The 11,636-nt window shown below is 59.6% G+C and carries 10 protein-coding genes and 2 pseudogenes; 2 read left to right on the plus strand and 10 right to left on the minus strand.

The window, feature by feature from the left end; genetic code table 11:
• The 3 genes and pseudogenes from YY7_RS0147585 to YY7_RS55755 all read right to left on the minus strand — a co-directional run.
• Positions 1-374 (minus strand): DUF4863 family protein (locus YY7_RS0147585; protein ID WP_028167778.1); only part of this gene is annotated, 374 nt, incomplete at its 3' end.
• Positions 375-404: 30 nt separating this feature from the next.
• The gene (locus YY7_RS0147590) at positions 405-1,133 is read right to left on the minus strand and encodes a nitroreductase (RefSeq protein ID WP_245287690.1); all 729 of its coding nucleotides are present in this window, start codon (positions 1,131-1,133) and stop codon (positions 405-407) included.
• Positions 1,109-2,338: pseudogene (locus YY7_RS55755) on the minus strand (ABC transporter substrate-binding protein). The gene YY7_RS0147590 and the pseudogene YY7_RS55755 overlap by 25 nt, the downstream one beginning before the upstream one ends.
• Before the next feature lie 231 nt (positions 2,339-2,569).
• Between YY7_RS55755 and YY7_RS55760 the strand changes: the two are divergent.
• Positions 2,570-3,550: a LysR family transcriptional regulator gene (locus YY7_RS55760; protein ID WP_051397346.1), complete on the plus strand. Its 981-nt coding sequence runs from the start codon at positions 2,570-2,572 to the stop codon at positions 3,548-3,550.
• Positions 3,551-3,583: 33 nt separating this feature from the next.
• Here YY7_RS55760 and YY7_RS59725 read toward each other — a convergent pair whose 3' ends face one another.
• The 7 genes from YY7_RS59725 to YY7_RS0147630 all read right to left on the minus strand — a co-directional run bounded on the left by YY7_RS59725 (position 3,584) and on the right by YY7_RS0147630 (position 9,969).
• Positions 3,584-3,799, minus strand: a complete 216-nt coding sequence (locus tag YY7_RS59725; RefSeq protein WP_051397343.1) for a hypothetical protein — start codon at positions 3,797-3,799, stop codon at positions 3,584-3,586.
• 68 nt (positions 3,800-3,867) lie between these two features.
• Positions 3,868-4,767, minus strand: a complete 900-nt coding sequence (locus tag YY7_RS55765; protein ID WP_080664185.1) for an ABC transporter substrate-binding protein — start codon at positions 4,765-4,767, stop codon at positions 3,868-3,870.
• A gap of 49 nt (positions 4,768-4,816) precedes the next feature.
• A complete protein-coding gene (locus YY7_RS0147610) occupies positions 4,817-5,929 on the minus strand; it encodes an adenylate/guanylate cyclase domain-containing protein (RefSeq protein ID WP_028169147.1) in 1,113 nt (370 codons plus the stop codon).
• Positions 5,930-5,959: 30 nt separating this feature from the next.
• A complete protein-coding gene (locus YY7_RS0147615; protein ID WP_028169148.1) occupies positions 5,960-6,325 on the minus strand; it encodes a response regulator in 366 nt (121 codons plus the stop codon).
• A gap of 2 nt (positions 6,326-6,327) precedes the next feature.
• Complete coding sequence (locus YY7_RS57350; RefSeq protein ID WP_028169149.1) at positions 6,328-7,776, minus strand: HAMP domain-containing histidine kinase; 1,449 nt, start codon at positions 7,774-7,776, stop codon at positions 6,328-6,330.
• Positions 7,777-7,900: 124 nt separating this feature from the next.
• Positions 7,901-8,914 carry an ABC transporter substrate-binding protein gene (locus tag YY7_RS0147625; protein ID WP_080664187.1) on the minus strand — a complete coding sequence of 338 codons (1,014 nt, stop codon included), beginning with the start codon at positions 8,912-8,914 and terminating at the stop codon, positions 7,901-7,903.
• Positions 8,915-8,943: 29 nt separating this feature from the next.
• Complete coding sequence (locus tag YY7_RS0147630) at positions 8,944-9,969, minus strand: ABC transporter substrate-binding protein (protein WP_080664188.1); 1,026 nt, start codon at positions 9,967-9,969, stop codon at positions 8,944-8,946.
• A 1,377-nt stretch (positions 9,970-11,346) separates the two neighbouring features.
• Here YY7_RS0147630 and YY7_RS0147635 point away from each other — a divergent pair.
• Positions 11,347-11,636 (plus strand): annotated as a pseudogene (locus tag YY7_RS0147635) (IS5/IS1182 family transposase); the annotation flags it as partial.

Raw genomic sequence — 11,636 nt, forward strand, 5'->3', positions numbered from 1 at the left:
AAGGGCACCACAAGATTGAGCTCGCCATAGGGATGGCCGTGATACTGCCCGCGCAACACGTCATGCTCGTCCTCGTCCTTGAAACGGCGCGGATCGGCGCTGTTCATGTAGACGGCCGTGATGCTGAACTGAAACGTTTCGGGCATTGGTTCGAGGATGCGGCTCCGCCGGTAGTTCGGACCGTCCACCTCCTGGTTCGCTGCCCAGCCTTCTTCGACCCCGATCTTGATCAAGCGAGCCAAGTCCTGATAGAGCGCGCTCTCCTCTCCATATTTCTCGTTGAGCCAACGCTCCATCTCGGCGCCAGGCGTCATATCCTTGACTTCCCGGAGGAACGGAATGCTGCGCTGAATCAGTTCTTCTCGGCTTCCCATAGTCGTCTCCTTACTCTTCTCGATTGGGCTCTATGTTTCGAATCCCGCGAACGAGGCGAACTCATCGACGTCCGCCCGCGGCATCAATCTCTCCGTCATCGCAACCTTGGCGTTCCCGATCGAGATGCCGCACACCACGATCTGCTCGGCGGGGATCGACAGCAGCGGGCGCAGGATCCGGTGATATCTAGAGAACGTCTCCTGCGGGCAGGACTGAAGCCCACGCCCGGCCGCGGCCAGCAGCACGTTCTGAATGAACATCCCGAGATCGAGCCAGCTTCCGACTTCCAGACGGCGGTCGATGGTGACGATCAATCCCACCGGGGCGCCGAAGAATGCATAGTTCTTCGCGGTTTGCCTGCTGCGGGCTTCGACGTCGCCTTGAGCGATTCCGAGCGAGCCGTAGAACAGCTGTCCGAACTCCTGCCGGCGATTCAGGTATGGCACGGGCAAATCGCTGGCGTAGTACCTGTATTCGGACAAGTGATCGTCGCGGCACGTCTCGTGCGCCTCCAGCAGCGCCGCCGATACGCGGTCCTTGGCCGCGCCGGCGAGCACGTAAACGTACCACGGCTGGATATTCGCTCCGCTCGGCGCGAACCGCGCGATGCGGAGGATCTGCTCGATGGTCCGTCGCGGGATAGGATCATCGGAGAATTCACGGCAGGCGAAGCGGCCGGCGATGATCTCGTCGATCCGGTTCTGCGCGAGGCTGTTCGCCGCGTGCTCGCCGATCACGGCTTCTTCGAGAGCGGACATCCTCCTTCCTCCATCGGTTTGAAGGCTTCTTCCCCAGGAATTGTCGCGAGCAGCTCGTAGTAATCGAACCTGTACTTGGACTCCTCCGGAGACTTGACACGGAACAGATACATATCGCGCATCAGCCGACCGTCCTCCCGGATCCGGCCGTTCTTCGTCATGAAATCGTTCACAGGCATTTCACGCATCTTGGCGGCGACGGTCGGACCATCCAGCGTACCCGCAGCTTCAGCCGCCTTGAGGTAGTGCATGACCGCACCATAGGTGCCGGCATGGATCATGGTGGGAACCTTTTGGGTCTTCTCGATGAAGCGCTTCGACCATGCGCGGGTCCCGTCGTTGAGGTCCTAATAGAACGCCGAACTCAGCATCAGACCTTGGGCGCTCTGCAGTCCGAGGCCGTGAATGTCGGCAATAAAGACGATCAGGCCGGCAAGCTTCTGCCCGCGCGTAACTCCGAATTCGCCAGCCTGTTTCACCGCGTTGATGAAATCGCCGCCGGCATCGGCGAGCGCGATCACGTCCGCCTTCGAGGATTGCGCCTGCAGCAGGAACGAGGAGAAATCCGGTGTATTGATCGGATGTTTCACGGCGCCGACGACCTTACCACCGGTGGCGTCGATGACCTTGCGGCTGTCGGCCTCAAGTTGCGAGCCGAGGGAGTAGTCGGCTGAAAGGAAAAACCAGGTTTTTGCGCCGAGACGTGAGATTGCCTTGGTCGTTCCCTGCGACAGCGCGTAGGTGTCATATGTCCAATGGATTCCGGTCAATGAGCATTCGTCGCCGGTAAGGCGAGAGGTGGCGGCGCCGGTGGCGAGGAAGAGCTTCTTCCTGTCTCGCGTGATGCCCTGCACTGCGAGAGCGACGGCAGAGTTCGGCACGTCGAGGATAGCCTCAACACTTTCATTCTCCAGCCATCGCCTGGCTATCACGGAGCCGATGTCAGCCTTGTTCTGGTGATCTCCCGCAATGATCTGGACGGCGCGTCCGAGCACCTTTCCTTTGAAGTCGTCCACCGCCATCTGCGCCGCCATGACCGAGCCCTGGCCACCATTGTCCGCGTAGAGCGAAGACATATCCGTCAGGACGCCGAGCTTGACGGCACCGCCTTCCGCAGTCGCCGACGTCGTCACCGTTATGAGCGTCAGCGCCAATCCGAATGATTCGCGCCAGTCACCTCGGGGCCACCTCACCCAGGATTTCATCGTGCCTCTCCTCCCAACCCGGCAGAGGCAATCATGACCGAACGGCCGTGTTACGGAAGTGAAACTCTCGCAGAGTAATCCTGAACCACTTTCAGATCGCAGCCGCCGATAGCAACACAGCACGTTCTTCGGCATCCATTCGGTTGCGTCCGCGGCGCCCCTGGCCATAATTGGACAGGATAGAAGCAACTTATCGGGGCCGATCCGCCAGTGACCGAGGAGATTCCTTTCGTGTCTGTTTCGTTCAAGACGTTGGATTTGAACCTGCTCAAGGTCTTCGATGCCGTCATGGAGGAACGTAGCGTGCTGCGGGCCAGCCAGAAGGTCGCACTGAGCCAGTCCGCCGTGAGCCACTCGCTTGCCCGGCTTCGCGAGATGCTGGAGGATGAGCTGTTCGTGCGTACAGCGACGGGCATGCAGCCGACGGCACGCGCGCTGACGATAGGGCCGCCGGTTCGCGACGCCCTACGATCACTCGAGGCCGCGGTCGAACTGCCGACCTTCGTCCCGGAGAACTCCACCAAGCAGTTCACGCTAGCCGCCAACGACTTCACCACGATGGTGCTGGCTTCTCCGCTTCTGAAGATACTCGGGCGTGAGGCTCCCACGATCGACCTGATGATTAAGCCGGTGACGCGAATCGACCTCGCCGAGCAGATCGACCTTGGCCGCATCGACGTCGCTATCGGCGTCTTCTCGGCGCCGCCGAACCGCTTCCGCTCCGCCCTGTTGTTCGAATATGACGACGTGCTCGTCGTTGGCGGAAAGCGCGAACTCGGCCAGCTGGACAAGGCGAAGCTGGCGGAGCTGCCGCTGGTCGTCGTCTCCTTTGGCGGCGAGCAGGAGGGCGCGATCGGCGGTTTCATCTCCGAGCGAGGTCTCGCCAGGCGCTCGGAAATGTACGACCGCGCCGCGCTCGAGCGGGCGCTCGCCAATAGCGACCGGCCGCCGCGTATCGCAGTCTCCCTGCCGCATTTTCTTGCGCTGCCCGCCCTGCTGGCGGATACCGAGCTGGCGGCTATCGTTCCGCGTCCATTGGCGAGAATGCTCGAGCAAACCCATGCAATCACGACCTGCGAGCTGCCTTACACCACGACACCCGTCGAGGTCCGGCTACTGTGGCACGAGCGTGTCGAGAACGAGCCGTCCCACGAATGGCTTCATGACGTCCTGCGGCGCGCGACCGAGGAACTCAGGCGCGGCGCGAGCTGACGGCATGCCGCGCCGGCGACCGATCGCGCCCGCTTATCTGGCTGCCATGGTACCGGAAAGTGGCACCCAGCGCTCGCCGTCGAAGCGTTGTGGCCGGAGCGATTTGATCAGGCGGTAGTCGTCCGGGCTCGTGTTGACGGTGATGCCCGGAAACAGGCCCGGTAGCGTTACGTTCTTCAGGGACGTGGCGTGTTTCATGATGTTCTGCGGCGTAAGGTCATCGCCACACGCTTCGATCACCTTGGTCATAAGAACGGCGACGTTCCAACCGGTGAAGTTGAGCTGATCCTCAATGTCTCCTTCGGGCTAGTATTTTTTCATGAAGGCCAGCCACTCCAGATAGGCAGGGTCGTTGACCCATTCGGGATCGGCCACGGTCTTGGTCGGCGTGGCCGAAATCGCTCCCTTCGCGTTTCCCAGCCCCGCCGGCTTGAGGATCGCGCCACGAAGTTGCTTCCGATCGGCAGGAACTGCTGGGCGCGCCATCCAAGCTCGCTCGCCTTGCGGATCGCCTGCGAGGTGAATTTTCCGGTTGACGCGTTCAGGAAGACATTGGCATTGCTGCTGGCCAGCTTCACGACCTGTGAATCGACGGTCGGCGACGCCACCTCGTAGGGCGCGATAGCAACGATCTCCGCCTGCGGGTCGAGCCGCGCCAGTTCGGCCTTGAAGCTGCGAAGATATTCGCGTCCGTGGTCATCATTCTGGTAGAGCACCGCAACGTGTGCCCGCGGAATGGTTTCGGAAACGAGCCGCGCGTAAATCGCCGCCTCGGTGCTGAACAGGGTCATTCCCGAGATGGTGTATGGGCTGGTCTTCGGGTCGGCAAAACGGTCGCTGGCGGCGAAGACAAAGAGCTGAGGTACCTTCCGGCCATTCAGATATTTCTGGACCGCCGCGTTCTGCGCGGTCCGCATGCTGCCGAAGATCGCAACGGCCTCATCATTCTCGACCAGCCTTCGCGTCTGTTCCACGGCCTTTGGCGGTCTATAGCCATCGTCGAGCGAGATCAGCTTGATCTTGCGGCCATTGATTCCGCCACGTTCGTTGATCATCTGGACATAGCGGATCTGGATCTTGCCGACAGCGCTCAGCGCCGACGCCGTACCGCTATAGGGCATCGTCTGCCCAAGAATCAGCTCGCGCTCCGCCGCCACGGCCGCGCATAAAGTGGCCAGTGAAACCGCGAGAAAGAGTATTGCGCCAAGCCCTCGCATGCGACCTCCCCTGGACGAGCCGGACCTCTAGCCGGGCGCTTCGAAGGGACTAAGTCATCTCAACGACGTTGTATGCCGCTATCGGACGACGCAACCCCTTGAGCGTCAGTTCACCCACGAGCTCCGCGGTCGCCCTCGCGTCAAGCGCCTCCCGCACCCTACCATCAACGAGAATCTGACCGTCGCGCGCCTCCGCGCAAAGACGGGCAGCTAGATTCACCACGGTACCGATCGCGCTGTACTCAGAACGTCCCTCAAAACCGATGGCGCCGAGTGTCGCATATCCATACGCAATGCCGACTCCAAAACCAAGGTCATGTCTTTCACGCCGCCACTTATTCGACAATTCCAATAGGCGGCTTCGCATCGCGACCGCCATTTGGACAGCTCGGTTGCATGGATCTGCACAAGGTATCGGATCGCCAAAAATCACCATGATTCCGTCGCCCAGGAACCTCTCCAATGTGCCTTCAAACTGGTGCACGAGGGAGCCTAAGGCGGCATGATATTCTTGCATCACCGCCATCACCTCTTCGGGTTCAGCAGTCTCTGCGAACGCTGTGAAACCGCGAAGGTCACCGAAGACTATCGTTACCTGTCTGCGGTGGCTCGCCAAAGGCTCATATGTCGATGAAGAAAGAATCAACTCCGCTATTTGCGGCGACAGAAACCGCTTCAAACGGCTGACCCGTTCAATTTGCACAACTTGCTCCTCAACACGCTGCTCAAGCCTTCTATTCCACTCGGCGAGCTCGACAGCCTGGGCTTCAGCTCGATCATGCAACTCTTTAATTCGGAGCATGGAGCGCACACGCGCAACGAGGGCTGCATGGTCGATCGGCTTGGTCAGATACTCGTCAGCACCCGCGTTGAGTCCCGCGACGACATCCTCTGATTCGGTCCGCGCCGTCACGATGATGATTGGAACAAATCCCAGCGTCGTATCGATCTTCAATCGCCGGCAGACCTCAAAGCCATCGATCTTCGGCATCATGACGTCGAGGAGGACAACGTCTGGCTCTACTTCATGCACGACCGCGAGCGCCCTCTCGCCGTTTTCAGCCTCCACGATCTGATAACCCTCGGCACCGAGGCGCGCGGTAAGAAGGCAGCGATTCGTTTCATTGTCATCCACGATCAAGATTCGGGGTGGGACATGCATCTCCGCTCCACATCAGCACGCACGGGACCCTCATGGCAGGTATCGATGGATCGTCTCAAGTAGCTTTCGTGCGCTGTAGGGTTTAGCGACGTAGGCATCGCAGCCAGCAGCGCGTGCCTTTTCCTCGTCGCCGCTAAGCGCATAGGAGGTGACGACAATGATTGGAATATCGCGCAGATCCGGCTGCGCTTTTATGCGACGTGTCGCCTCGTATCCGTCGAGAAGAGGCAGTTGGATGTCCATCAGGATCAGGTCCGGGCTATGGGTTCGCGCCGCCATGAGCGCTTCTTCGCCGTCGTGCGCCTCGATCATTTCATAACCGACGCTTGCAAGCAGATCGCGCAGAATCTGCCGATTGTCCTCCTGGTCTTCGACGACAAGTACGCGCTTGCTCATGCCTACACCGCCTGCTGCTCAAGGCGGGCCGGCACCAGGAAAGAGAACCGAGCGCCCTGGCCGACGCGAGATTGGATCCAGATTCGTCCGCCATGCATTTCCACAATGCGCTTTACGATCGCGAGGCCCAACCCCGCGCCTCCCTTCGTCTTGGTGATCGAGTTATCCACCTGCTGGAATTCCTGGAAGATTCTGGCTTGGTCCACCTCGTCGATGCCAGGTCCTGTGTCCTGAACAGAAAAGACATAGGAATCTGCCTTCGCCTCCACTTCTATTCGGACCTCTCCCCGGTCTGTGAATTTGATCGCGTTACCAACGAGATTGAACAGGGCCTGAGCGAGCCTGCGTTCGTCTCCTCGCGCGGGCGGCAAGCCAGCGGGAACGGCAATTCTCAAACTCAGGTTCTTGTCTGCGGCGAGCGACTCAACGGAGGTATGGACAACATTTACCAGCTCCTCCACCGAATAGTCGGCCAGCGAAAGCCGAAGCTGTCCGGCCTCAATCTTGGAGAGGTCGAGGACGTCGTTGATGAGCCCGAGCAGATGTCTGCCGTTCCGTTGGATCCTTTCGATGGCGGGGCGCATCTTCTCTGGCGGATCGCCGTATATGCCGTCCAGCATGAGCTCCGAAAAGCCGAGTACCGCGTTCAAGGGTGTCCGCAATTCATGACTCATGTTTGCGAGGAACTGCGATTTGTGTCGGCTCGCCTCCTCAAGGCTCCGGTAGAGCTGCTGCAGCTCGTCGCAGGTCGAATTAACGTGCGCCGCAAGCTCCCCGAGCTCGTCCCGATTGGGCACCTCTATGCGCTGGGCAAAATCGCCAGCGGCTATCCGATTCAAGCCGTCGTGAATAATGCGTACTGGCTCGATCACCGAGCGGGAGATCGCATGTCCTAAGACCAGCGTAAGGACAAAACTTGCGAGAGCGACCACAGTGACGAGCATCTGTGATTTGGTGTAGGTTTGTCGGCTCGCATCTATGCCGGCCACCATGTCTGCTTCAGCCCGATTGACCAATTGATTAGTCAGTCGTTCGAGCTTGTCCGCGAGGGGTCCGAGCTCCGCGAGTTCTCTCTGTTTGGCCTCAGCCGCTCGTCCACCGCGGATGAGCTCCGCGATGTTTGAAACGACGGCTATGAAGCGCGCATATTCTTCTCGCACTTGGTTGAGCAACGCCACCTCGTCCTTTGCGACGAACGAGACGCGATCAAGGTCATACCCAAACTGATTGATCTGCCGCAGCACAACTGCTAACGTCGTTTCATTTGGAAAGGCGAGCGCTGTCGACACGCCATAAAGCTGCCGGAGCGTATTGTGCTGCATCTGCCGATATGCCTCGATCTTCTGCTGCAGACCAACGACTTGGTTCGCCCGCTGATCCGCCTCGCGCAGCGAGAGGAGGCCGATTACCCCAACCGAGACCAAGAAGACCTCGATGGCGAAGAACGCCATCAGCAATTNTGTGCGCAATGAGGGTCGTAGTGAAAAACCGAGAAGAACGTCGTTTATCGACGCGCCATCTCCACTTCCTCGCGATCTTGCAGAGAGCGGACGCTGGCCAAGGAACGACGCCGAATCAGCTTCCAAGTTCACGACGAACCTCTTTGAGAAACCGCCAGTCGGCTGCATCCGCGATAATTTTGGCTGGATTCGATTTCAGCATCTTCGCTTCGCGCAGACGAAGCGCGTAAAAGCGGATAGTGTCCTCGGGATCGTATTCGCGCCAGCGGTTGTACGGCACATCCGCAAGCGTCTGAGCCGCATAGTCCTGACGAGGCGTGAACCCCCCGTCCACCATCCGCCGCGCAACAAGGGCTGGCGAGCTGACGCACAAATCCGTAGCTCGGAGCATGGCGCGAACTACACGTTTGGTCGCAATGGGATTCTTCCGGACGAATTCACGAGTCCCCGCCAACATGCAGCAATAATATTGTGACCATGGGCGATCTTGCGCACTGTTAACGATGACATGACCGATATTCTGCGCACGCAGGCGCTGTGGTTCCGGAGGGAATCCAAGGAACGCGTCAATCTTACCCTCAGCAAACAACTCGATCGGCTTGACCGATGCACTCGTCACCCACTCGATATCCTTGGCTGGATCAAGTCCGACAAGCGCCGCCATCGCACTGATGAAAACGTGCGGGCTACTGCCAAGCCCCTGCTGGCCGACGGTTCGCCCCTTCAGATCGGCAACGCTACGTATGCCCTCCTTGGCGAACAGCTCGAAGCAGCCGACATGAACTCCGGCCACAATAGTAATGCTCGCACCTCGATCGATCTCGAGCAGAAGTGGGCCAGAGAAATGCAGGGTGAAGTCGATGTCGCCCCTCGCGATTGCTCTGGTTTGCTCTACGCCAGCGTCGGAGTCGACGTAAACCACATTTGTAAACCCCTCGGCATTCAATAGATCGCTGACCACGTACTGAGGTGCGATACAAATGCTTGGGTTCTTCGCAAGCCGAATTGTAGGAGTCTCCGGCGGCGGATTGGACTCTTCGGCCCTCAGTCGAGCTGAGACGCTCCCAAACAGGGCTGCAGAAGCTGCGCAGGCCCCAGCCAGCAGCAAGTCGCGACGGTTTGTATGCATCGGGACCTCCTCGAAAGCGCTGTAGTTGATCAGCCTCCCAATTCACGTCGCACCGCGTTGAGGAACCGCCAGTCAGCTCCATCCGCGATGAGTTTCGCAGGGCTTGACTTGATCATTCCAGCTTCGCGAAGACGAAGTGCGTAAAAGCGGATTGTGTCCTCAGGATCGTACTCGCGCCAGCGGTTGTACGGCACGTCCGCAAGGGTCTGGACCGCGTAGTCCAGGCGAGGCGCGAAACCCCCATCCACCATACGCTTCGCAACGACGGTCGGTTCGCTCACGCATAAGTCCGTGGCTCGAAGCATGGCGCGCACCACGCGCTTGGTGGCAACAGGATTTCTTCGAACGAATTCGCGATTGCCCGCCAGCATACAGCAAAAATATTGCGACCATGGCCGATCCTGTGCGCTGTTGACGATAACGCGCCCGAGGTTCTGCGCGCGCAAACGTTGAGGTTCTGGCGGAAATCCGAGGAAGGCGTCGATCTTGCCGTCTGCAAACAATTCGATCGGCTTGACCTTCGCGCTCGTCACCCACTCGATGTCCTTGGCGGGATCGAGCCCCACAAGCGTCGCCATCGCGCTCAGGAATACATGCGGGGGCGACTCGAGCGATTGGACGCCGACGGTTCGACCCTTCAGGTCGGCGACGCTGCGTATGCCCTCCCGGGCGAAGAGCTCGAAGCAGCCGACGTGAATCCCGGCCAGAACGGTAGTGCTCAGGCCTCTATCGATCTCAAGAAGGAGCGGCCCAGAGAAATTCAGGTTGAAGTCGACATCGCTGCTTCTCCAGATCGCGTTGTCCTGTGCAGAGCCGTTACCTACGAACCCGGTTTCGACGTGAACGACGTTTGTGAACCCCTCGGCGTTCAGCAGGTCTCTGACGACGTAGACAGGCGCGATGCAAAGGCTTGGGCTCTTCGCGAGGCGCAGCGTAGTGGTCTCTGGCGGCGGATCGCGCTCTTCGGCCCTGAGCCGAGTGGTAATGCCCCAAAGCAGCGGAGCGGAGGCGGCGCAGCATCCCGCCAACAACAAGTTGCGACGATTCGTAGGCATCGGGACCGCCTCGAGAACCTTAGGGTTACTTCCGGGGGCCGAACTTCGGACCGTGCGGGAGAAAGCGCCCGCTCTCGATAAAGATATCACTGCTGCGCTACGTCGGATATGGCCGAGTACCTGACGTGTTTGCAATCGCAGCAATCCTCGGCCTCGGCCTAGGGGCGAGATCGGGCGTGAAGGCCACCATCCTACAATGTCGGGCCTTCCACAGACCGGCGACATGGCGGCTCTGCTGTGCGTTGTCAGCTTAGGGTCCAAAAAGCGTGGGCGTAGCGCCCGGCTCAAAACTTCCGGTCTCTCCCGAAATCGAGCCCCAAAAAGTAACGAGGCCGCAAAGGGGGCGAACCCTCTGGGCCTCGGTTCGTTCATCCGCGCCTGGGGCTGGGGGCAGTCGTGGCGCCGGTCAACCGAATTCCTTAACTCTTGCTGGGCGGCTCGCTGGTTCGCAAGAGACGTCTCTCGCAGGGAGAGAGTTCCTTGTGGATGGTTGCCTTCTCCTAAAATGCGAATTGCGCTCGCTGCCAGACCATCTGCAGGAGAACACTATTGAATCAGAAATCCATAAGCTGCCTTTTTGCGCCCATGTTCCTCCCCCGCCCTAGCTCGCCATGCGCCTGCTCGCATTCAGCGCAAGCTTGCTTGTTTGGCGATACTCCAGAGCCTCCGCGGTCTCGGACGCGCCCCGCCTACTCGCGGGTGGTGGACCCAGTTCTGAGCTGCTTATTGTTTTACCTTGCAGCTGCCAGACCCGGCGGCACTTTTGCACCCCGAAGAACAATTGACCTCCGCCTTATTCCCTTGACCATCGTCGCATAAGGCATTGTTGCCGTTGCCGCCTGCCTGGCATTCGGCGCCTTTATTACTGTTCCCGGTGCTGACTGTGTAAGTCGTGCCGCCGCAAACTAGATCAACCGATGCGAAAACAGCGGGCCCAGTACCCAGCCCTCCCTGGCCAGGGAAAACGACCACTAGGCCGCCACTCTGGGCATACGAAACTCTGGTGTTTGTGCGGCGGCAGTCCCAGCTATCGCAGAGATTAGGGTAGAAATCGTCACTAACTTCACATCGATCTCCCAATCTTCTCGATCTCCCAATCTTCCCCGCCTGCGATGAGCTATTATACATTACCGGGCCTCGCATCTGCGAGTGGGTGAAGGTGAAGAACCGCACCATTCGGCGTACAGCCGCGTGCTGGATCAGTTCTAGGAGGGCGCCTGCAGGAGTCCGGCATTGGCCAATATAAAAAAGGCCGCGCCATCCGGGCATGGAAGGCGCGGCCAAGTCTAGGGAGGTTGAACAGGCCCAAAGGGCCAAGCTACTGCCGGTTTAGGAATGCCGGCAGTTCAAGAAGGCCTAACGGCCCACAAGCTCGAGGCGGTCGCCGACCGTGGCTATTTCGACGGAGAGGAGATATTAGCCTGCGAAGAGGCTGGCGTTGCAGTCACCTTGCCCAAGCCCATGACGTCGAACGCCAAGGCGGAGGGCCGGTTCGGCAAACAGGACTTCGCCTACCTGCCTGATGAGGACGTCTACCGCTGCCCATCCGGCCAGCTGCTGCCCTATCACTACACCAACATCGAGCATGGAATGACGCTGCGCCGTTACTGGTCGACAGCGGCGTGCCAAGGCTGCGCGATCAAGAGCCAATGTACGCCGTCCAAGGA

It is taken from the genome of Bradyrhizobium elkanii WSM2783 (assembly GCF_000472865.1).
In the GTDB taxonomy this organism is placed as follows: domain Bacteria; phylum Pseudomonadota; class Alphaproteobacteria; order Rhizobiales; family Xanthobacteraceae; genus Bradyrhizobium; species Bradyrhizobium elkanii_A.